Source organism: Entomomonas sp. E2T0 (assembly GCF_025985425.1).
Taxonomy (GTDB): Bacteria; Pseudomonadota; Gammaproteobacteria; order Pseudomonadales; family Pseudomonadaceae; genus Entomomonas.
Genome location: NZ_CP094972.1, coordinates 1,643,047 through 1,666,182, shown reverse-complemented (window position 1 = coordinate 1,666,182; position 23,136 = coordinate 1,643,047). Strand labels below are relative to the sequence as shown.

Sequence of the window (23,136 nt, the reverse complement as noted above, 5' to 3'; positions counted from 1 at the left end):
CATGCTCCTTAACACTACATTTTATTATGCTACATTATTTTTAAAATAACCTTTTTTTATCTATTCTCTATTACAATAGTAAATAATTTTTCTAATTAATGTTTATAAATAATGATGGATACTCCTACTCTTTTATGGTTAGTTATTATTGCTACTGGATTATTATTTTTTGTCCTTAGTAGTATTATTTGGGCATTATATAAACAACTTACTGATGCTAATTTACAACTACAAACCCTACAACAACAGCAACAGGATTATCATATTCAAGCTGAAAACTTTAAAACTCAAAATACTCAATTGAAAGAGCAAAATTTAGAGCTAAAGGCTAACAACCAAGAACTACAAATTAAATTTGAACATTTACAAACACGCCATACCCAACTGACTAATCAATATATCCAAGCCAATACGACTTTAAAACAAAAAGAAGAACATTTTGTTGAGCAAATAAAGTTATTTAATGATAATCGCCAACAATTAAAGTTAGAGTTTGAACAATTAGCCTCTCAGATTTTTGAGGCTAAAGGTAAAAGCTTTACTGAGCAAAGCCAACAATCACTGCAATCATTATTAACACCTTTTCGTGAACAAATTGCAGGCTTTCGTCATAAAGTAGAAGAAATTCACCATGCAGAAACTATTCAAAAAACAGAATTAAGCCAAGAATTAAAGCATTTAAAAGAACTCAATCTACAAATTACCCAAGAAACTCATGATTTAACCGTTGCCTTAAAAGGTGATAAAAAGATGCAAGGTAATTGGGGTGAGCTAATTTTAGAAAATATATTAGAACAAGCAGGGCTACAACCCAATAAAGACTTTAGCTTACAAAAGCGAATTTATTCTGAAGAAGGTGAACCTCAAGTTCCCGATGTAATCATCAATCTTCCGCAACAAAAGCACTTAGTCATCGATGCAAAAGTATCGCTTAATGCTTATATTAAAACCATTAATGCCGAGACTACGGAGCTTCAACAATCAGCCCTTAAAGAACATATTAAAGCCATTAGCCAACGGATTAAAGAATTATCAGAGCGTTTTTATTATAAATCACCAGATATTAATTCGCCTGAATTGGTGATTATGTTTATTCCTATTGAGCCTGCTTTTATTGCAGCTTTTAAGAATGATGAAACGTTACTGCAAAAAGCCATTGATCAAAATATTTTAGTGGCTACGCCTACTACACTGCTTGCTTGCCTCACTATTGTTAGACAACTATGGCGACTTGAAAATCAGAGCCGTAATACGATAGAACTTTCTAATATAGCAAGCAAAGTTTATGACAAACTGCGCTCTTTTTTAAGCAGTATGGATGAAATTGAAAATAACCTATCCAAAGCCCAAACAGCCTATAGAAAAGCTAAAGGCCAATTAACGGATGGCAAGGGTAACTTAGTAAAACTGGTAGATGATTTTGTAGAGTTAGGTGTAGCCGTTAAAGGTGAAATAAGTGACGACTGGCAAGAAAAAGCAGCCTTAGGATTAAGCATAGAACCACCAACTTCATAGGCCCTCTATAAAAAATCAAAGTATCATGAATAAAAAAGCCATCTTAATTGATGGCTTTTTTAAATTTAACTCTTTACTAGAACTTATCAAATACAAAAGTATAAGTGGCAATTAGACGATTTTCATCCAAGTCATTAGAAGCACCTGAACGGAAAGTTGCATTCATCCATGCTAACTCAAGATCTTTTAAAGGACCTGACTGAATTTTGTAGGCAACTTTAAAGTCACGCTCCCATTCTCTTTCCTTTTTACCATAATTAGCGCCAGCACGAGTATCGTAAACATGGCTACCTTTTAGATACTTAATAGAAGCCGTTAAACCAGGCACACCTACATCAGCAAAGTTAAAGCTATATTGGCCAAACCAAGTGCGTTGCCCTGCACTTAAGAACTTACCAATTTGGCTATCAGTCCATAAGTAGGCTGTAGATCCACCAGCACCTGACCATGCCGTACCCTGATTTAAGAAGGGAAAGTTACTATTCCCAGAAAGACTTTGATAACCGCCAGTAAGCGCATGTCCCTTTACAGTATAGGTTAATGCTAAGCTCCATGTTTGGTTATCTACCTCACCATTATTATTGTAACCTTTGATACGATAGCCTTCACCTCTACCTGAACTACTCGCATTTTTGCCATCAGAATCACTGTAGAAATAACGTACATCTGTGGTTAAATTACCTACTGGTAACGCTAAACCATAGTTTAAACCTAAGAAATGTTGTTTATAAAACTCTTTTAAATTGCCATAGTAATATTGCAGTTTTAAATCTTTGGTAACACGGTAATCTACACCACCAAAATAAAACTTATTACTAGCTATACCAGTACTCGCACCATCCACAGACATTGATTGGTTATCCGTAGAAGCACGACCTTTAACATGTTCTAACTTACCACCTACAAAGGTAAAATCTTCAAACTCATTAGAAGTAATCATACCGCCATCAAAGGTTTGTGGTAATAAACGACCATTATTACCAACTGCTACTGGCATATTAGGAATGAACGTACCATATTTTGCTTCTGTTTTAGAAATACGAATTTTAGGTGCTACCCCAAAACTACCAAAGCTATCTTCTGCTTTACCATTACGCTTTAATGGAAACATGGTTCCTGGAGTACGATCAATATTAGCCTTACCTGAACGACCACCACTGTCTAAACGAAAACCAAACATAGCCAAAGCATCAATACCTACACCTACAGTGCCTTGCGTAAAACCTGATTTATAATCAAGGATAAATCCTTGTCCCCATTCACGTGCTTGGCCAGCGTAATTATCACGATTATTATTATCATAATAATAATTTTTAGCCGTAATTGTTAATGTACTATCCTCTAAGAAACCATGCTCTTCAGCCATAGCGTTTAAAGGCAAATAAAATGTTGTGGTACAAGCTGTGGTCAATATGAGTAGCTTTTTCATAATATAAATATCCTACTATAGGCTTTGCATGGATAACACATTTTTTAAATACATCTTCACGAACACATATATCCTATTATTATAGGAAATATTATGTAAATAATTATTTAGAATATAAATATAACTGGATAAACACCTTTTTAACAATTATAAAATTAAATTATTACGGCATATTACTTGTTTTAATTTATGCCTAGCATAATATAATAACAATTAGCCTATTTATCTAAGTATTTCTTATTAGCTAATAGTCAAATAACCATATTATATTTACTATTCTTAACTAATCACTATTACTTAATACTGTACTTATTAGGAACCATAATGAAATTCACTGGCTCATCCCAATACATTGCAACAACAGATTTGCAGCTAGCTGTTAATGCAGCAATTACCCTTGAACGTCCTTTATTAATTAAAGGTGAACCTGGTACAGGTAAAACTGTATTAGCAGAACAATTAGCTGAAGCGTTTGATGCACAACTCATTAGTTGGAATATAAAATCTACCACAAAAGCCCATCAAGGTCTCTATGAGTACGATGCGGTAAGTCGTCTCAGGGATTCTCAACTAGGTGTTGAAAAAGTTTACGATATTGCCAATTACATAAAAAAAGGCAAGCTGTGGGAGGCTTTTGAAAGTGAAGAAAAGGTTATTCTGCTTATTGATGAAATAGATAAGGCTGATATTGAATTCCCTAATGATTTATTACAAGAGCTCGATAAGATGGAATTCTATGTTTATGAACTTGATAAAACGATCAAGGCTAAACGACGTCCGATTATTATCATCACTTCTAATAATGAAAAAGAATTACCTGATGCTTTTTTAAGACGTTGCTTCTTCCATTATATTGCCTTCCCTGATCGTAATACCTTACAAAAAATCATTGATGTACATTATCCCAATATCACTCAAGAGCTAGTGACAGAAGCTTTGGAAGTATTTTTTGATATTCGCGCTATTCCAAACCTTAAGAAAAAACCTTCTACCTCAGAGCTAATTGACTGGTTAAAACTATTAATGGCCGATCAAATTGATATTGCCACTTTGAGGGAACGTGATCCTACAAAATCTCTGCCGCCTATGGCTGGTGCATTACTGAAAAACGAACAAGATATTCACTTGCTTGAACGTTTAAATTTTATGAGCCGTCGTCATAGGGATTAAGCCATGTTACTTAACCTCTTTAATGAACTACGTGTAGCTAAAGTTCCTGTTTCATTACGAGAACTATTAGATTTAATTAATGCACTTAAACATCATATTGTGTTTGCAGATATGGAGGAGTTTTATTATCTAGCACGTAGTATCTTAGTTAAAGATGAACGCTATTTTGATAAATTTGATCGAGCCTTCGCTGCTTACTTTGAAGGTATTAATCAAGTGGATGTTGAGTTATTAAGTGCTGCTATCCCTGATGAATGGTTACGCAAAGAGTTAGAACGAAATCTTAGTGACGCTGATAAAGCACAAATTGAGGCGTTGGGCGGTTTAGATAAACTAATTGAAACCTTAAAAAAACGCTTAGAAGAACAAAAAGAACGTCACCAAGGTGGTAATAAGTGGATTGGTACAGGTGGCACTAGTCCATTTGGCTCAGGGGGTTATAATCCTGAAGGAATTCGTATTGGTGATGCAGGTGAACGACAAGGTCGTGCTGTAAAAGTCTGGGAAAAAAGAGAATATCAGAACCTAGATGACCAAGTAGAAATTGGTAGCCGTACTATCAAACTGGCCTTACGTCGTTTACGTAAGTTTGCCCGTACAGGTGCTAGTGAAGAACTAGATATAGATAATACCATTGAAGCTACCGCTAAAGATGCTGGACTACTGAATATCCGCATGAAACCAGAACGCCACAATGCAGTAAAACTATTACTGTTATTCGATATTGGTGGCTCAATGGATATGCATGTTGAAATGTGCCAAGAATTATTTTCAGCGTGCCGTTTAGAGTTTAAATACCTTGAGTATTTCTATTTCCACAACTTTATTTACGAAAATGTTTGGCAAGATAATCATCGTCGCCAGACTAATCGCATCCCTACATGGGATATCCTACATAAATACGGCCCAGACTATAAAGTAATCTTTGTAGGTGATGCCGCTATGGGCCCTTATGAGATAAATTATATCGGTGGTAGTGTCGAACATTATAATGAAGAGCCTGGCAGTCTATGGATGCAACGCTTTATAGAACATTATCGCAAAGTTATTTGGCTTAATCCTTACCCGCAACATGCTTGGCAATACACTCGCTCAATCGATATGGTGAAGGGATTGGTTAATAACCATATGTATCCTTTAACGTTAGAAGGATTAGAAGCAGGTATTAGCTATTTAAGCAAATAGCTAATACTCAAATAACTTCTTTAAAATCAATTAATAAAAATATTTTTCAACCATTTATTATTCCATTATGTTATTTATATATGAATAAATAGCACTTTTAAGCATAAGCAGAAACTGTTATCTTGTCACACCTTAGACTATACCCTTGTTATGTAGCTGTTTTTATAGTTTTTTAGATAAGGCAAATGGCCAAAGACATTACAACTAAGCCATTCAACAAAGTATAAAAACTAGGGGATAGCACTATCAAATGATAAAAAAGTATTTGTTATGTAGAAATAACTTAGCTGTGATTGGAAATTAAATGTATATCTATGATGAATATGATCAGAAAATTGTAGACGAACGCGTTAAGCAATTTCGTGATCAAACAAACCGCTATTTAGCAGGTGATTTAACAGAAGATGAATATCGCCCGCTACGCTTACAAAATGGTGTCTATATTCAACGTTATGCACCTATGTTGCGGATAGCAGTTCCTTATGGCTTGTTATCTTCTAAACAACTACGTAAATTAGCCAGTATTGCGCGTAATTATGATAAAGGTTATGCACACGTTTCTACTCGTCAAAACTTTCAATTTAACTGGCCTGAATTAGAAGATATACCAGATATTCTAGCTGAACTTGCTACGGTACAAATGCATGCTATTCAAACCAGTGGTAACTGTATTCGCAATACAACCACTGACCAATTCGCTGGCGTTGCAAAGGATGAAGTGATCGACCCACGTGCTTGGTGTGAAATTATTCGTCAATGGTCAACCTTTCATCCTGAGTTTCACCATCTACCTCGCAAGTTTAAAATTGCTGTGAATGGTGCTCAACAAGATCGTGCTGTAATTGAAGTACATGATATTGGTCTTGAAGCCATTCGTAATTCACAAGGTGAACTTGGCTTTAAAGTTTATGTAGGTGGTGGCTTAGGCCGTACCCCTATTATTGGCTCATTGATTAATGAATTTTTACCTTGGCCACATTTATTAACCTATCTTGATGCTATTGTTCGTGTTTACAACCGTTATGGTCGTCGTGATAACAAATATAAAGCGCGTATTAAAATTTTAGTAAAAGCGTTAACACCTGAAATATTTGCAGAAAAAGTAGCGGCTGAATGGGCAAACGCTAAAGATGGCCCAATGACTTTAACTGAAGCAGAAGTAAAGCGCATTAGCAGCCACTTTATAGCTCCTGCTTATAAGCAATTAACAGATATTGATTTTAATGAAATAGATCAACAACACCCTGGTTTTGCTCGTTGGAGACAACAAAATACCCGTCCCCATAAACAAACAGGTTATATTGCTGTTACTTTATCATTAAAAGCTACCGCTACGCCTCCTGGAGATATTAGCGATAAACAATTGGATGCTGCTGCTGATCTTGCCGACCAATATAGCTTTGGCGAAGCAAGAACAACTCATCAACAAAATATTGTACTCGCAGATGTTGAGCAAAATAAATTATTTGAACTATGGCAACAAATGCGAGAGCTAGGTTTTGCCACACCTAATATTGGTATGCTTACTAATATTATTTCTTGCCCTGGCGGAGACTTTTGCTCACTCGCTAATGCTAAATCAATTCCTGTGGCAGAAGCTATTCAACGCCGTTTTGATAATCTAGATTATTTATTTGATATAGGTGAATTAGACCTTAATATCTCTGGTTGTATGAATGCTTGTTCCCACCACCATATTGGTCATATTGGCATTTTAGGTGTAGATAAAAAAGGGCAAGAGTTTTACCAAATATCTTTAGGTGGTAATACGGGTTATAACACGGCTTTAGGTAGTGTATTAGGCCCTTCTTTTGCACAAGAAGAGATACCTGATGTGATAGAAAAGATTATTCAATTCTATCTCAAACAACGACATGCTGATGAACGTTTTATAGATACTTATCAACGCTTAGGTATGGAGCCCTTTAAGGAGCATGTTTATGCAAAAAATAATTAAAGATGCTCAGATCGTGAATGATAATTGGCATTTACTGGCTAACGATATTAGCCTTGAAAACATTGCTAATTGTGATGACGTTATTGTGCCCTTTGCTTTGTGGCAAGAACACAAACAATTACTGCAAAAACGTGATGGTCAAACTGCAGTTTGGCTAGACTCATCACAAGAAATTGAAGAATTGGCAGATGATTTAACAACATTACCCCTTATTGCCCTAGAATTTCCTGCATTTACTGATGGACGACACTATTCTAGTGCACGTATTTTACGTGATCGCTATCGATATAAAGGGGAAATACGTGCCATTGGTGATGTATTAAAAGATCAACTATTTGCTATGCATCGCTGTGGCTTTAATGCCTTTGTGGTGAGAGCAGACAAAGACATCGAAAACGCTTTATTAAGTTTAAATGACTTTACAGAAACCTACCAAGGTGCAACAGATCAGCCTTTACCATTATTTAAAAGACGCTGATACCATTTGCTATTTTCTAGTTACCCATACTAGAAAATAGTGATTTTATAGCTGTTTCCATAGTTTTTAGGACGAGGCGGATGGCTGAAGACAGTACAAATATACGACTAAGCCATTCAACAAAGTATTAAAAACTAGGGGGATAGCTAAATCTTTTTATTCCAAACCTCTATGGTATAAGCAGGCTTATCATCTTCTGCTGCAAAGCTTTGCTCTTCAGCTTTACACCACAAACTCTCATCAAACTCAGGAAACCAAGCATCTCCCTCTGGCTTAAGGTGAACACGAGTTAGATATAATTTATCTACTACATTCGTTTCTAAAGCCATGCTATAAAGTTGTGCGCCACCGATCAACATCATTTCATTAACTTGTTGAGCTGTTGCCCATTCGTTAGCACGCAGCATAGCCTTTTCTAATGTTGGATAGACTTCCGCCCCTTCTGCTACAAAATCTGCTTGTCGACTTATTACGATATTTAATCGATTAGGTAAAGGACGACCCAAAGATTCCCATGTTTTACGCCCCATAATAATGGGTTTACCTGTAGTAACCGCTTTAAAATGCTTTAAATCAGCAGGCAAATGCCAAGGTAACTGGTTATTGATACCAATAATATGATTATCTGCTAATGCTACTATAATTGATAAAGGCAACATAACATCTTATATCCATTAACAAAGTGGTACATAAGTATACCTGATAAAAAATACAGTATAAGTTTTAAATGAAATTTATCATTGTTTAATACGCTATAAATATTTAATAATACAGAAAAGATACTTCTAAAAATTTAGGAAACTAAAATATGAAACAGTCTGCTACTGCCATATGGGAAGGATCAAGAGCTGAAGGAAAAGGTGTAACCACTACACAAAGCAAACAAATAAAAAATACGCCTTACTCATTTATATCACATTTTGATGATGGTCAAAGAAAAGCTACCAACCCTGCTGAGTTAATTGCAGCTGCCCATGCAGACTGTTTTACTTTAATGTTAACAGAGTTACTCGAAGAAGCTGGCCTAATTGCTAACTATATTGAAACCAGTGCAGAGGTAACCATAGATTTTGATTCATCATCAATGACTCACTCTCACTTAACTGTAAAGGCTAGAATACCTAGTATAAGTAAAGAACAATTTGCTGAAATGGCAGTAAATGCTTCTGAAACATGCCCCGTAAGTAAATTATTAAAAGCCGAAATTAGTGTGGATTACGAATTAATTTCACTAATTAAACTATATACCCAAATTAACAACTAAACATTTGCAAGATATTAAGATATCTACTACCTATAAAATGATGGTTATCTGCTATAATGCTTAAAAACCTCACTGACAGAAGGCTACTACCATGCAACAAAATCAATTAAAACAAGCTGCTGCTCAAACTGCCATGTCCCACCTGATGCCTAAATTACAAAGTAAAAGCATTATTGGTATTGGAACAGGTTCTACTACTAACTATTTCATTGATTTACTGGCTAATCACAAAATGGATTTTGATGGAGCTGTTGCTAGTTCAGAACAATCGGCACAACGATTAAAGAAACATGGCATACCCGTTTATGATCTAAACAGTGTTGCGGAATTAGAGTTTTATATTGATGGAGCAGATGAAGTTAATAGATACCTTGAATTAATTAAAGGTGGTGGTGGTGCATTAACCCGTGAAAAAATTATCGCCGCAGTTGCAAAAAACTTTATTTGTATCGCTGACGAAAGTAAATTTGTAGACACACTAGGCGCCTTCCCTCTTCCTATTGAAGTTATTCCAATGGCACGCAGCTATGTGGCTAGAGAGATTGTTAAATTAGGTGGTGATCCTATTTATCGTGAAGGTTTTGTCACGGATAACGGTAATGTAATTCTTGATGTACATAACCTAGCTATTAACAAAGCTAAAGATCTAGAAGTAAAACTTAATAATATTACAGGTGTTGTTTGTAACGGCTTATTTGTTAAAAGACCTGCTGATTTATTATTCTTAGGTACACAAGATAAAGGTGTTCAATTGCTAACACCATAGTCTTGCTATCATTGCTTGCTATGTTGCCCCATAGCAAGCAATGTGATTTTTTTATTTGTTCTCAGAATCCAATGTTTGTATCTTGCCGCCTTTAGCAAGAAACTCTTGCATAGCGCGCTCTAAGGCATCACGATCTTTTTGCTTTGCCTCTATATTAGGCAACTCTTCCTCTTCAGTTACTGGCTTACCTATCTTTTTATTTGTTGTAGGTATCTCATCTTGCTCATTAATATCTTCTGGCTCATCACTATCAGGGCCATTATAAGCGTCTACACCTTCATCATCCTGCTCTTCAATATCATCATCATTTTCTTGTTCTAAATCATCATCAATCATAAGCACCCCATTAATCACATAAAGTTTCTAATAATATAAAATAATTTTAGTCATTTCTTCAATAAAATAGTTTAATTTTCTATAAAATAATTTCCTGAAATAGAAACGCCCAGCGAATACTGGGCGTTTTTACACATCATGTGTTAACTATTAGAGATTATAACCACGTTCATTATGAGATGAAAGATCTAAACCTATAACTTCTTCTTCCTCTGTTACACGTAATCCCATTAATTTATTAATAATAAATAAAATAATGAATGTAACAATAGCTGTGTAAGTAACAGTGACAATGACACTTAATGTTTGTATCCATACTTGATGTGTAATATTAGTAACACCAGCATCAAAACCACCTAATATTGGGGCTGCAAACACACCTGTTAAGATAGCGCCTACAATACCACCTACACCGTGTACCCCAAAAGCATCTAAGGAGTCATCATAACCTAATTTACGTTTCAAAGTAGTGGCACAGAAGAAACAAACAACACCAGAAGCAAGGCCAATCACTAAGGCACCTGCTGGCCCTGCTGTACCGGCTGCTGGAGTAATAGCGACTAATCCAGCTACTACCCCTGAAGCAATACCTAAGGCACTTGGTTTACCATGAATAATCCATTCACAAGACATCCAAGCTAATGCCGCTGCTGCTGTAGCAATTTGTGTAACTAACATTGCCATACCTGCTGAAGCGTCTGCTGCACCTGCTGAGCCAGCATTAAAACCAAACCAACCAAACCATAACATCGCAGCACCGACTAAAGTAAATGGTAGGTTATGGGGCGCCATTGCTGATGATGGATATCCCTTACGTTTACCCAACATTAAACAAGCCACTAACCCAGCAACACCTGCATTAATATGTACCACTGTTCCGCCAGCAAAATCAATCACACCCCACTCATGCATAAGACCACCATCACCACCCCATACCATATGGGCAATAGGCGCATACACTAAGGTAAACCAACATCCCATAAACACTAACATCGCAGAAAACTTCATTCGTTCCGCAAAAGCACCGACGATAAGTACAGGCGTTAATATGGCAAAGGTTAATTGAAAAGTAATCCAAACACTTTCTGGATAAGTACCATTTAAACTATCATGGCCTAATTGCTTTAAGAATAAATTATCTAAACTGCCTACAAAAGAATTGAGATTAGTTACACCTGCCTCCATTCCTGTCGTACTAAAGGCGATACTATAGCCATAAATAAACCATAGAATGGTAACCAATGCTGTCACAGCAAATGATTGCATCATCACTGATAAAATATTTTTAGCACGTACCATACCGCCATAAAATAAGGCAAGACCAGGAATAGTCATAAAAAGAACAAGTGCCGTTGAAATAAGCATCCAAGCTGTATCGCCACTATCAAGTTTTGCAGTTTCTTGTGCCATAGTGAAAGGGGTAGCTAGCGACAATAGGCAAGCCATCCCGAGTAATTTACGGAAAGATAACATGGGGTTTCTCCTGCACTGACAATTACTTAGATAGCATCATTATCTGTTTCACCAGTTCTGATGCGAATGGCTTGCTCTAAAGCTGTTACAAAAATCTTGCCATCACCGATTTTGCCTGTGTTGGCAGCTTTACTAATTGCTTCAATCACAGCATCCAGCTGGTCATCAGCAACACCTATTTCAATTTTTACCTTCGGTAAAAAATCAACCACATATTCTGCACCACGGTAAAGTTCAGTATGGCCTTTTTGACGACCAAAGCCCTTTACCTCAGTAACAGTAATACCTTGGACACCAATCTCAGATAGTGATTCTCTTACATCATCTAACTTGAATGGCTTAATAATCGCAGTTACTAATTTCATTCAAACTCTCCTCTGGCTAGATAATCCGTACAGGAGAGAAACCCCGTTGTACAGTTTATCCTATATAAGCACTTGTTTAGTACATAAAAAATTAAAAACGAAGTAAAAGTTACTTGTTAATTGGTCTATTGCAGAAAGCTTGCCAACAAAAAATAATCCTCAGACAATTTGCAAGATATTGATTATTAATAATTTTCTACAATCACCGATAAATATTGCATCTTCTTGGTGCAATATAAAGAATCAAAACTATTTATTTTGGTGCGTCATTATGTAAACTAAAAATTTTCAGTGATCTATTTATTGTGAATAGGTATATTACTAATAAAGAAAATCATAGGAGAAATACCATGGCTCTTGCTCAACTTATCAATTGTGAAAAACTAGCTAACCATTTAAATGATAAAGATCTAATTATTTTTGACTGCCGATTTTCACTTGAAGACACAAGCTATGGCGAGCAATCCTATCAAACAGGCCATATTCCTAATGCCGTTTTTATTGATTTAGATAAAGACCTCTCTAGCCCAGTTATTAAAGGAAAAACAAGTCGTCATCCTTTACCAGATACTAATCTACTCATAGAAAAACTAGCACAATGTGGTTTAAATAATGACAGTAAAGTCGTTATTTATGACAATGGACCAAGCCCTTTTGCTACAAAAATGTGGTGGACACTGGTTTGGCTAGGGAAAAGGGATAATGTATTCCTATTAGATGGTGGCTTTAAAGCATGGCAAGAAGCAGGATTACCTATTACCAGTGATAAAACGCCAGTACATATTGGTAACTTTATAGGCCAACCAGATAACTCATTATTAATTAATGCTAATGATTTAGCAAATAAGTTAGGTGATGATCAACTAACTCTATTAGATGCTCGAGCACTACCTCGTTTTCGAGGTGAAGTAGAACCAATGGATCCTGTAGCAGGTCATATACCTGGTGCCACCTGTGCTAATTTTATGGAAAACTTAGATAGTAATGGTTTCTTTTTAACTATTCCCAAGCTACAAGAGCGTTTTCAAATATTAATTAATAATAAACCTATTGATAAAGTGATTGCTTATTGTGGTTCTGGGGTTTCAGCTTGTCATAACTTATTTGCCTTATGCCTCGCTGGCTATCCATTAATTCCCCTTTATGCAGGCTCTTGGAGTGAATGGATTACTGATCCCAAACACCCTGTTGCAGTGGGTGATTAGTTTCACTATCTATTAGATAAAAATGCTATATAACCCACAAGCAAATACATTAAAATAACTTGTGGGTCATATCTTATTTACTCAAATTATTTTCTAGTAGTGGCGTTTTTAATATCAAAACTAATAACCAACGATCTTTATAGAATTAACCATTACAACTGAATTTCGTATAAAAAGCATAGTTTCTGTTTTAATTATGCAACTTATTTAGTTCTTTATTTTCCAAGCTAAAACAGTAATTTTTATTTATAATTACCAAAACACATTATCCTACTTTTATTTAACAAATAACAATGTTGCTAACTTCCTTCCTTCTTTACTTTTTCCTTGGTGCATTCGTAGGCTTTTTAGGTGCCTTATTTGGCATTGGCGGTGGTTTACTGGTTATTCCATTGTTAGTTATCTTCTTTGGCTTCGATCAACAAATGGCACAAGGTACTGCGCTGATTATGGTGGTTCCTAATGTAATTTTATCTCTTCGTAACTATCATAAGCGCGATAAAATTAATATACGTTATGCGCTTTCTTTAAGTATCCCTAGTTTCTTCTTATCATTTCTAGGTGCTTATGTGGCACTCACTTTGCAAGCTAATAAATTACAAAATATATTTGCAATCTTTATGTTTTGTTTAGCTATTTACTCAATATCACATGCCTTATTCCGTAAAAAAACAGTTTTAGGAAGTAAAGAATCAGCCTATGGATTTATCTGGTTTATCGTCTTGGGTGGGACTTGTGGATTTTTAGGTGGTATTTTTGCAGTAGGCGCAGGTGCAATAGCAACACCTGTGCTTACTTTAGTCTTTGGTCTAGCTCAATTAATTGCACAAAGCCTTGCTTTATCGCTAGCACTACCTAGCTTACTGGCTTCATTATTTATGTATTTACTGCATGGACAAGTTAATTGGGCCGTAGGCATACCCCTCGCATTGGGTGGATTAACCAGCGTTGGCTTTGGTGTGAGATTAGCCTATGCCCTCCCCCCCAAATTATTAAAAATATTATATGGCTGCTTTTTATTAGTTTGTGGCCTCTTATTATTAATTAAGTAAAAAATTATTCCTACTAAAACACTAGGACTTTATAAAAACCTTATAGTAGCGTAAACTAAACACAATAACTTAGGAGTCATTATGTCTAGTATTAATATTACAGAAGCGGCGCAAGATTATTTGGCCAGCTTACTTGCTAAACAAGACCATAAAGATGTGGGTATTAGGGTGTTTATTACCCAACCAGGTACTCCACAAGCAGAAACATGTATTTCTTATTGTCGTCCTGGTGAGGAAGATCCTTCGGATAGGGTACTTGGTTTAGCTAAATTTACTGCATGGATAGATGCAGTTAGTGAGCCCTTTTTAGAAGATGCGGTAGTAGATTTTGCTGAAGATCGTATGGGCGGTCAATTAACGATTAAAGCACCAAACTCTAAAGTACCTATGATTGATGATAGCAGTCCGCTTAACCAGCGCGTTGAATATTATTTGCAAACAGAAATTAACCCTGGACTCGCTAGTCACGGTGGACATATCAGCCTAATCGATATTGTAGATGGTAATGTGGCTATTTTACAGTTTGGCGGTGGTTGCCAAGGTTGTGGTATGGTTGATACTACCCTTAAAGAAGGTGTTGAGAAGACACTACTTGAACGTATTCCTGAACTTACTGCTGTTAGAGATGTAACCGATCATAGCAATAAAGAAAATGCTTACTATTAGGAATAATATATGCATTTTGATGAAAATGTCATTAGAAAATGGGCTTATGGCACTGATTTAGATGAAGCTGTTGATCAATTCATTGAAGATGATGATAGTGGTGATTTGTTTGATTATGAAATAGGTAGCATTTGTACTATTGAGCTTATTTGGGAATTTGCAAAAGATCCTAATTGTTTAAAAAGGCAATTTTTTTTACACGAATTAATTGATAGACTTTGCTCTATCTACCAATTACCTTTTTTTGCACTGAAACCATTTAAAGGCTCACATTTATTAGGTATTGAAAATAAAGAAGATTACCTATTAAAAGTTATTACTTATGCAGAAAACTTGTATCGTTATAATATCGTCTTAAATGATATGTTAAATAGCAATGATATTGTGATTGAATATATTCGGAATCAAGTTTTTAACTTTATAAGTATGAATCCAGAAGATTCAACATTGTTTTACAATGAAAATCAAGATCAACGACCTAACCTTCAAGATCAATACCGAAAAACTTATTATGAGAATATAAAAGCACTACATAGTGGCGTTAGACAATTAACTGAAAAATACTACCTCTAATACTGAAACTTACCAATAAAAATAGCAGGATCAACACGGGCATCATTTAGGCTCACATTCCAGTGTAAGTGTGGTCCTGTCGCCCTTCCTGTAGCACCTACTTTAGCTACTACCTCCCCCCTTTTAACCTGTTGCCCAAGCTTTACATCAATAGCTGACAAATGGCAGAACATGCTGATTAAACCTTGTCCATGATCGATAAAGAGTGTTTTACCATTAAAGAAATAATCACCCATTAAAATAATTTCCCCATCAGCAGGCGCTTTAATAGGTGTTCCTTGTGGTACAGCCAAATCTAAACCAGAATGGGGATTACGTTCCTCACCATTAAAGAAACGTCTTAAGCCAAAAGGGCTAGATAACCTACCTGTAACGGGTAGATCAAACATTACATTGCTAGGAATTCGATTGGAAAACTGTTGATAGGCTGCTAATTGTAATTTCAACTCTTTAGCTATCCGTTGTTGATTCTGCTGATCAGGATTAACTTGCTGTTTATTCTTTAACTTAATATGTTGTTCACGATAATCTTTATGAGCTACTGTAAAATTAGCTGTATAACTACCTTGTTGTCCTTTAACCATAATACTTTCAGTACCTGCTTTGGTAGTTAAAGGAATCCCAACCACAGCGATCCATTGTTTATTATCTTCATGAATCACCAATACTGGCTTATCTTTATAATAAACACTAGGCTTAGTCGTCTCTTTATCTAAGGCTACAACAGCCACACCACCTTGCACGGGTTTATTTAACAATCTTGTTATAAAACCCTCTGCATGGCAAACAGTTGCTAATAATAACGTGTTAATAAATACAATAATTCTAATCATCTTACTCTAATACTTATGCTTTAATTTATTTTCTTGGCCAATAACGTAGCAAAACGTAATTTGATTCGTTGACCATTTTCATCTTTTCTATGTAGCTCGCCTACATTCTCATTATATTTAATAATTTCCCAACCTTGGTAATACTCTTTTAATTCATTTTCTTTAAAGGTAAAAGAAAATGAGACTGGGCAAGGAAAATCCTCTGTAGACATCGCCGAAACAATTAAATTATAACCACCTATATCAGTGTGTTGTTGCATATTCTGAATAATAGCAGGAATTCGATCCCGTTCTAAAAACATTAGAACCACAGTAGAAAGAATAAAACCATAATTGTCAGTGATTGTAGCTTCGTTAATATTATAAGGAGCTACCTTGATACCTTGTATATTTTCTTTAGTTACCACCTCTTGTAAACGCTCAATATTTTGATCTACGGAGGTAACATCAAACCCTAGTAAATGGAGGAACAAAGAGTTTCTACCACCACCACAACCTAAATCTAATGCTTTACAGGGTTTAACTATTTTTACTGCTTCTAAAACCTCTGAATGGGTTTTAGTTAAATCATATTTTTTATGCGTATAATCTTCTGCTTTACAATAAAATCCTAATTGGCATTCTAAATCATCTGAACAACTCACTATCTTATGCCATTGTTGAGGTTCTATAAAAGGAGGCTGATTAGCAACAGAAAAACTAAATTGCTCAATTATATCGCCTTGCTCTGTTAACATGGCAAACTCTAATGAGCCCTGCAAAATAACTAATTTTGCCCATGTTCCTTGTTGAGTATTGTGCTTTTCTTTAAAGCCTTCTGGTAAGGTAGTATTTGTCCAAACAGGCATTTTTTTATAACAAACTAATTCTTCCATCACTTCCTCTACGTATTAATACATAACTAAATAGAATAACTATTTAGATAATAGTTGACTATTATTGTAGGATATTGGGATCAACTATACTATTGATTAAACGCATATAAAAATTAAAGTAAATCTAACTTATTGTTTTATTTTAATAATAAAAAAAACCTATTTAATATAAATAGGCTTTAGTTAATTATTCATTACTATTTTGCTTACTAATTCCAGGTTCAATATCAACTTCTCTAATCTTGAAGTCTGCTCCTTCAGGTACATATTCAATAGTAAAATCTGCCTCTTGATCAACAAAATTCCACTCTCCACAATTGGCAGGCAAATCATTTAATTTCACATCCAAATCTGCGGACATTTCAACTCTCTGTACAGTAATATCTGCATTACTGTCTACTATTTTAACATTACCGTAGAGAGGAATACCTTTAAATGTGCAGCGTTCCTTATCTATTCCCTCTGCCAATGTATAATTAGCAAAACTAGCGAATAAAACCATTAAGCCACTTAATAAGAATAATTTTTTCATTACTTAACCTTAGTTTAATAAAGGAAACTTCTAACTATTTAATTAAAATACTCTTTCAAAGTTTGAATAACTAGTTAAATCAGCTAAATATTATTACAACATTTTATATTATTTATAATAGTGATATGCAAAGATTAAAAGTAATACACAAACTACATACACTATTGCAGTATAAACAATACTATAAATAATAAATCTAATTTTAGTTTCAATATTAAATAAAAATACTGTACAAATAGCTACCAGTATTGTCATCATCACTTCCGCTAACAGTAGTCTTTGAAAAACTTCACCCTCAACTGTATCCGTTTTTATATGATAGTCTGGAATGATTAAACTACTTATAAAAAAAACACAAGCTACTGTGAGTAAGAATACAATTATTGCATTTGTATTAAAACTTTTCTTGCTAAGTAAGATTAATGCTCCAATAAAATAAACTATTGCTAATAAAGATTTTATAAACTCGCCATTCTTAAAAAATAAAATCAACGTATAGGCAAAGAAAATATAACAAATAACAATTAAATCATCACTTTTGTATAAGGGTTTTTTCTGTACTAATGAGTTTTTTAACATCACTAATGAAAAAACAACAAGTTTCAATGAGATGATTACTCCAATTAGAATGATTGCAAATAGCGTAAGAAATACTAATGCTAGACCTTCTTCCATGTAATTAATCCCTTTAATCTCTAGAAAAGCTTATTGCCAAATAAGCTTTTCAAATAATCTATTTTTTCTTCAATTGCTTAGCATTTGCAAATAAAGCAGCCATTGCATTGTTAGGTGGTGGAGTACTTGCCTTAGGTGCCTGTGGTTGATGAGGTTTATTATTACCACCTCTATGAGCTTGTCTATTATTGCCAGCAACACCTTCTATTTTCTCACCTGGTGTATCACCTAAACGCATAGACAACCCTACTCGATTACGAGGAATATCCACTTCCATTACTTTAACTTTAACAACATCGCCTGCCTTTACTACCTGATAAGGATCTTTTACAAAATTCTCCGACAAGGCGCTGATATGTACTAGGCCATCTTGATGAACCCCAATATCCACAAATGCCCCAAAGTTAGTCACATTCGTTACAACACCTTCTAAGATCATACCTAATTTAAGGTCTTTTAACGTTTCCACCCCTTCTTGGAATTCAGCTGTTTTGAATTCTGGACGAGGATCACGACCTGGTTTATCTAATTCTTTTAAAATATCTGTTACGGTTGGCAAACCAAAGGTTTCATCAGTAAATTTGCTTGGGTCTAATTGTTTTAAGAAAGTAGAATCACCAATTAGAGAGCGAATATCCTTACTTGTTTCTTTAGCAATACGTTCCACTACAGGATAAGCTTCAGGATGCACGGCTGATGAATCAAGCGGATTAGTCCCACTCATTACACGCAAGAAACCAGCGGCTTGTTCAAAGGTTTTTTCACCTAGACGGCTCACCTTTTTTAGCTCATTACGCGTTTTAAAAGCACCATTACTATCGCGATAACTTACAATATTTTGGGCAATAGTCGTATTTAAACCAGAGATACGTGCTAATAAAGCAGAAGAAGCAGTATTTACATCTACACCCACTGCGTTTACACAGTCCTCTACTACCGCATCTAATGAGCGCGCTAGTTTAAGTTGTGATACATCATGTTGATACTGACCAACACCAATAGACTTAGGATCAATTTTTACCAATTCTGCTAATGGATCTTGTAAGCGACGGGCAATAGATACTGCTCCCCTTAATGATACATCAAGCTCTGGAAATTCTTTAGCCGCTAATTCAGAAGCAGAATAAACAGAAGCACCTGCTTCGCTCACCATAATTTTAGTCATTTTTAAGGTAGCATATTTTTTAATAAGCTCTGCTGCTAACTTATCTGTTTCACGGCTTGCTGTACCATTACCAATCGCAATTAAATCCACATTATGTTTAGCACATAGTTTTGCTAAAGCATTAATACTGCCATCCCAATCATTTCTCGGAGCATGAGGATAAATAGTACCTGTCTCTAATAATTTACCTGTAGCATCTACCACAGCCACTTTAACACCCGTTCTTAAACCAGGGTCTAAACCCAATGTTGCTCTTGGGCCTGCTGGTGCAGCAAGTAATAGGTCATGCAGATTACGGGCAAATACACTTATCGCCTCATCTTCTGCTTTTTCTCTTAATTCACCTAATAAATCTGTTTCTATATGATTATAAAGCTTAACTTTCCATGTCCAACGCACTACCTCAGATAACCATTTATCTGCTGCTCGGCCTTGATCTTTAATATTGAACCAATCAGCTATCATTGCCTCACAAGGATGACTTTTAGTTTCCTCATCCCCTACGATCAATGAAGCAGATAAAATACCTTCATTACGACCACGGAAAATAGCCAGTGCACGATGAGAAGGCGTAGTTTTTAGAGGTTCATTATGTTCAAAATAATCACTAAATTTAGCTCCCTCTTGCTCTTTACCTTCAATAACACGCGCAGCTAAAGTAGCCTCTTGCTTCATAAAGTGACGTAATTTTTCTAATAGGTTAGCATCTTCAGAAAAACGCTCCATTAAAATATATTTTGCACCATCTAATGCTGCTTTAATATCAGCTACACCTTTGTCCACATTGATAAAATTAGCAGCTTCTGTTTCTGGATCTCTACTTGGCTCATTAAATAATAAATCAGCGAGTGGTTCTAAACCTGCTTCGATAGCAATTTGCCCTTTGGTACGACGTTTTGGTTTATAAGGTAGGTATAAATCTTCTAGGCGGGTTTTAGTGTCTGCCTGCTCAATTTCTGTTTTTAATTCTGGGGTTAATTTACCCTGTTCTTCAATGCTAGCTAAAATAGTGGCTCGACGCTCATCTAACTCCCTTAAATAACGCAATCTTTCTTCTAATAACCGTAATTGTGTATCATCTAAACTGCCTGTTACTTCTTTACGATAACGAGCAATAAAAGGAACCGTTGCTCCTTCATCTAATAAAGCCACCGCAGCAGCTACTTGATTAGGAGATACCTTACCAGAAGGCAATAAAGATAATTCTTCAGCAATACGATTATTTATACTATTCATAAATTCTCAACAATAACAAACCATCAAAACAAAAGGTCGCTAGTATAGCAACCTTCAGTGTTAACAATAACAATTTATACTTTAATAAGAGGAACAATCATTACCCTGGAAATTTACACCTACAACACGGTCCTCAAAGACTTCAAAAGTTGTTTTACAATGATGTTTATATATCCTATCAGGAGTACCTCTATGTACAGTTCTAGAAACCTTATTATCTTCAACCTTAGTTTCATAAACAGGATCATCTCCTTGAATGACTGTTTCATCATATGTTGTATAGACTAGAAACTTATGACCATTCATCTCAAATATTTGCTGTGGTGGCCCCCAATCTCTAATAAGATCTACTGATGCTGCATTCACCCAACCATTTACCTTAACTCGGTATTTTTCTTCAGTAGGAATAATGCACCCAGACAATAATATTACTGCCAGTATAATAACCATTTTTTTCATGAGTCTTAAGCAATCCTCTCTTTAAACACTCTATATAGTTAACCAAAAAACCAATAACAAATCAAAATAGAAGTAATTACTCCTACTAAGTCACAGAATAAAGCGCAACCAACCGCATGACGTACACGCTGGATACCCACTGAACCAAAATAAACAGCTAATACATAGAACGTTGTTTCAGTACTACCTTGCATCGTAGCAGCTACCAATGCAGGGAAACTATCAACACCATAATGTTGCATAGTTTCTATCATCATGCCCCTAGCACCACTGCCAGAAAAGGGTTTAACTAATGCTGTAGGCAAAGCATCTACAAAGCGTGTATCGGTACCAAAAAAATGAAATAACTGACGAATTAACTCTAAAAAATAATCTAATGCACCAGAAGCCCTTAATACTCCTATAGCACAGAGCATTGCTACTAAATAGGGTAATAAATTCTTGGCCACATCAAATGCTTCTTTGGCTCCCTCAATAAAAGCATCATAAACAGGTACTTTACGATAAGCCCCCACAGATAAAAACAACAGAATAATACCAAACAGTGTGATATTACCTACTAAAGAAGAGAAAGTGGCTAATGATGTATTCTCTAGCCATAACAAGTGAATTAATTTATTAATCAAATAATAGCTTGAGGTAGTCAAGCCAACTGAAATACAAACAAATACCCCAATAAAGAAACCTATTCCTGCAAACCATAATAAAACTACTGGGTCTAATAATCTTAGGCGTTGCATTAAGGCAACGCTTAACAACCCTGCTAAAGTTGAAGCACTGGTAGCGAGTAAAATAGGTAAGAACACCATTGTTGGATCAGGTGCATTATATTTCGCCCTGAAAATAAAAATCGTAATTGGTAATAAAGTTAATGATGAGGCATTTAACACCAAAAATAAAATTTGCGCATTAGTGGCTACAGTTTTAACTGGATTTAACTCCTGCAAGGACTTCATTGCTTTAAGCCCTATAGGCGTAGCAGCATTATCTAGCCCTAATGCATTGGCTGTAAAATTTAAAGTAATTAAGCCGATAGCTGGGTGACCCTTAGGAACTTCTGGCATTAAACGTTGAAATAAAGGGCCTAATAATTTAGCCAATATTTCAATAAGCCCTGCTTTTTCTGCTATTTTTAATAACCCCATCCATAAGGTTAATGTGCCAAATAGCACAATCATAATATCTACTGACGTTCTAGCCATCTCAAATAGGCTTGCCACCATATTAGCAAATACTTCGACATCGCCACCTAAAAGGCGAATCACTGCTGCAATAGCCGCAATTACAAAAAAACCTAGCCACAGGTAATTAAGCATTAGGCATCCCTTAATTATTAAAGAGAAAAAGATTTAAGATAATGAAATTAAATAAAAAGCATTATCGCATGTTTTACCTTAGCTGTAATGTATAGGTAAAAAACTTTACACATTTATAGAGATAAAAATAACTTGTATAAAGATAGGGAACTTTTATATTTAAATAATTAGAAAAAGCCGAGAGAAGAGTTTTACTAAAAAGAGTAACTATTATATAAATAATTACTCTTGCCCAGCATATTCTTATTTAGTATGGATAGTAACAGTTTCTTCTTTCACTAATTTTAAAGGATGGCAGCTTTTACTGGTCTTTGTTTTAACTGCTTTACCTTTTGCTAATGGAGTTAGATTACCCTCTTTACCTTTTGTCCACCATTCTAGGCTATCTCCTGTATAGCGAGCACCACTGGCCGAAACAGCTGACTTTAATAAAAATAATTCATTTTTATAATACAAAACTGCGCTATCTTGATTTGGATAGGCTACCTGAAATTGCTCACCATCATCACATTTATAAATAGTAGTTTCTGAAGCATAAATGGAAGCAGAAAACAAAACACTACAGGCAATAATAATTGAATTAAATAACTTCATAACATACCTCTTTGATC

The 23,136-nt window shown here is 35.2% G+C and carries 24 protein-coding genes; 11 read left to right on the top strand and 13 right to left on the bottom strand.

From position 1 onward, the window contains the following. The first annotated feature begins 111 nt into the window (after nt 1-111). Entirely contained in the window at nt 112-1,515 is a 1,404-nt protein-coding gene (locus tag MTZ49_RS07945) for a DNA recombination protein RmuC (protein ID WP_264745021.1), read from the top strand. Nucleotides 1,516-1,591: 76 nt separating this feature from the next. On the opposite strand, the gene MTZ49_RS07940 is transcribed toward MTZ49_RS07945, so the two are convergent. After that, nucleotides 1,592-2,944 carry an OprD family porin gene (locus MTZ49_RS07940; RefSeq protein WP_264745020.1) on the bottom strand — a complete coding sequence of 451 codons (1,353 nt, stop codon included), beginning with the start codon at nt 2,942-2,944 and terminating at the stop codon, nt 1,592-1,594. 324 nt (nt 2,945-3,268) lie between these two features. On the opposite strand from MTZ49_RS07940, the gene MTZ49_RS07935 reads away from it, so the two are divergent. From MTZ49_RS07935 to MTZ49_RS07920, 4 genes are all read left to right on the top strand, one after another. Beyond that, complete coding sequence (locus tag MTZ49_RS07935) at nt 3,269-4,114, top strand: AAA family ATPase (protein ID WP_264745019.1); 846 nt, start codon at nt 3,269-3,271, stop codon at nt 4,112-4,114. Between the two features lie 3 nt (nt 4,115-4,117). After that, nucleotides 4,118-5,299, top strand: coding sequence for a vWA domain-containing protein (locus tag MTZ49_RS07930; protein ID WP_264745018.1), 1,182 nt, complete (start codon nt 4,118-4,120; stop codon nt 5,297-5,299). 304 nt (nt 5,300-5,603) lie between these two features. Continuing rightward, nucleotides 5,604-7,256 (top strand): nitrite/sulfite reductase, encoded by a 1,653-nt coding sequence (locus tag MTZ49_RS07925; protein ID WP_264745017.1) that lies wholly within the window; start codon nt 5,604-5,606, stop codon nt 7,254-7,256. Continuing rightward, complete coding sequence (locus tag MTZ49_RS07920; RefSeq protein ID WP_264745016.1) at nt 7,240-7,734, top strand: DUF934 domain-containing protein; 495 nt, start codon at nt 7,240-7,242, stop codon at nt 7,732-7,734. Before MTZ49_RS07925 ends, MTZ49_RS07920 begins: the two co-directional genes overlap by 17 nt. Nucleotides 7,735-7,880: 146 nt before the next feature. Here MTZ49_RS07920 and MTZ49_RS07915 read toward each other — a convergent pair whose 3' ends face one another. Beyond that, on the bottom strand, nt 7,881-8,393 hold the full coding sequence (locus MTZ49_RS07915; RefSeq protein WP_264747795.1) for a dihydrofolate reductase: 513 nt from the start codon (nt 8,391-8,393) through the stop codon (nt 7,881-7,883). A 149-nt stretch (nt 8,394-8,542) separates the two neighbouring features. Here MTZ49_RS07915 and MTZ49_RS07910 point away from each other — a divergent pair, with 149 nt between their 5' ends. Both MTZ49_RS07910 and rpiA read left to right on the top strand, forming a co-directional pair. After that, nucleotides 8,543-8,998, top strand: coding sequence for an OsmC family peroxiredoxin (locus tag MTZ49_RS07910; RefSeq protein WP_264747794.1), 456 nt, complete (start codon nt 8,543-8,545; stop codon nt 8,996-8,998). Between the two features lie 91 nt (nt 8,999-9,089). After that, the gene (gene rpiA, locus MTZ49_RS07905) at nt 9,090-9,764 is read left to right on the top strand and encodes a ribose-5-phosphate isomerase RpiA (RefSeq protein ID WP_264747793.1); all 675 of its coding nucleotides are present in this window, start codon (nt 9,090-9,092) and stop codon (nt 9,762-9,764) included. Nucleotides 9,765-9,815: 51 nt separating this feature from the next. On the opposite strand, the gene MTZ49_RS07900 is transcribed toward rpiA, so the two are convergent. The 3 genes from MTZ49_RS07900 to glnK form a co-directional block, all read right to left on the bottom strand. Then, a complete protein-coding gene (locus MTZ49_RS07900; protein WP_264747792.1) occupies nt 9,816-10,100 on the bottom strand; it encodes a hypothetical protein in 285 nt (94 codons plus the stop codon). A 150-nt stretch (nt 10,101-10,250) separates the two neighbouring features. After that, nucleotides 10,251-11,546: an ammonium transporter gene (locus MTZ49_RS07895; protein ID WP_413774187.1), complete on the bottom strand. Its 1,296-nt coding sequence runs from the start codon at nt 11,544-11,546 to the stop codon at nt 10,251-10,253. A gap of 53 nt (nt 11,547-11,599) precedes the next feature. Continuing rightward, the gene (glnK, locus tag MTZ49_RS07890) at nt 11,600-11,938 is read right to left on the bottom strand and encodes a P-II family nitrogen regulator (protein ID WP_201094173.1); all 339 of its coding nucleotides are present in this window, start codon (nt 11,936-11,938) and stop codon (nt 11,600-11,602) included. 350 nt (nt 11,939-12,288) lie between these two features. On the opposite strand from glnK, the gene MTZ49_RS07885 reads away from it, so the two are divergent. The 4 genes from MTZ49_RS07885 to MTZ49_RS07870 all read left to right on the top strand — a co-directional run bounded on the left by MTZ49_RS07885 (nt 12,289) and on the right by MTZ49_RS07870 (nt 15,434). Continuing rightward, nucleotides 12,289-13,143: a sulfurtransferase gene (locus MTZ49_RS07885; protein ID WP_264747790.1), complete on the top strand. Its 855-nt coding sequence runs from the start codon at nt 12,289-12,291 to the stop codon at nt 13,141-13,143. A 293-nt stretch (nt 13,144-13,436) separates the two neighbouring features. After that, nucleotides 13,437-14,195, top strand: coding sequence for a sulfite exporter TauE/SafE family protein (locus MTZ49_RS07880; RefSeq protein WP_264747789.1), 759 nt, complete (start codon nt 13,437-13,439; stop codon nt 14,193-14,195). 81 nt (nt 14,196-14,276) lie between these two features. Then, entirely contained in the window at nt 14,277-14,861 is a 585-nt protein-coding gene (gene nfuA, locus MTZ49_RS07875) for a Fe-S biogenesis protein NfuA (RefSeq protein WP_264747788.1), read from the top strand. Between the two features lie 9 nt (nt 14,862-14,870). Then, a complete protein-coding gene (locus MTZ49_RS07870; protein WP_264747787.1) occupies nt 14,871-15,434 on the top strand; it encodes a hypothetical protein in 564 nt (187 codons plus the stop codon). Here MTZ49_RS07870 and MTZ49_RS07865 read toward each other — a convergent pair. From MTZ49_RS07865 to MTZ49_RS07830, 8 genes are all read right to left on the bottom strand, one after another. Continuing rightward, nucleotides 15,431-16,267 carry a M23 family metallopeptidase gene (locus MTZ49_RS07865; RefSeq protein ID WP_264747786.1) on the bottom strand — a complete coding sequence of 279 codons (837 nt, stop codon included), beginning with the start codon at nt 16,265-16,267 and terminating at the stop codon, nt 15,431-15,433. The genes MTZ49_RS07870 and MTZ49_RS07865 overlap by 4 nt on opposite strands. A gap of 20 nt (nt 16,268-16,287) precedes the next feature. Further along, entirely contained in the window at nt 16,288-17,142 is an 855-nt protein-coding gene (gene tehB, locus MTZ49_RS07860; RefSeq protein WP_264747785.1) for an SAM-dependent methyltransferase TehB, read from the bottom strand. Nucleotides 17,143-17,329: 187 nt separating this feature from the next. Continuing rightward, complete coding sequence (locus tag MTZ49_RS07855; protein WP_264747784.1) at nt 17,330-17,674, bottom strand: hypothetical protein; 345 nt, start codon at nt 17,672-17,674, stop codon at nt 17,330-17,332. A gap of 108 nt (nt 17,675-17,782) precedes the next feature. Continuing rightward, on the bottom strand, nt 17,783-18,349 hold the full coding sequence (locus tag MTZ49_RS07850) for a hypothetical protein (protein WP_264747783.1): 567 nt from the start codon (nt 18,347-18,349) through the stop codon (nt 17,783-17,785). Nucleotides 18,350-18,407: 58 nt separating this feature from the next. Beyond that, nucleotides 18,408-20,750: a Tex family protein gene (locus tag MTZ49_RS07845; RefSeq protein ID WP_264747782.1), complete on the bottom strand. Its 2,343-nt coding sequence runs from the start codon at nt 20,748-20,750 to the stop codon at nt 18,408-18,410. A gap of 81 nt (nt 20,751-20,831) precedes the next feature. Next, entirely contained in the window at nt 20,832-21,173 is a 342-nt protein-coding gene (locus tag MTZ49_RS07840; RefSeq protein ID WP_264747781.1) for a hypothetical protein, read from the bottom strand. A 74-nt stretch (nt 21,174-21,247) separates the two neighbouring features. Beyond that, a complete protein-coding gene (locus MTZ49_RS07835) occupies nt 21,248-22,525 on the bottom strand; it encodes a nucleoside recognition domain-containing protein (protein WP_264747780.1) in 1,278 nt (425 codons plus the stop codon). A 243-nt stretch (nt 22,526-22,768) separates the two neighbouring features. After that, nucleotides 22,769-23,119, bottom strand: coding sequence for an MliC family protein (locus MTZ49_RS07830; RefSeq protein WP_264747779.1), 351 nt, complete (start codon nt 23,117-23,119; stop codon nt 22,769-22,771). Between the last annotated feature and the right edge of the window lie 17 nt (nt 23,120-23,136).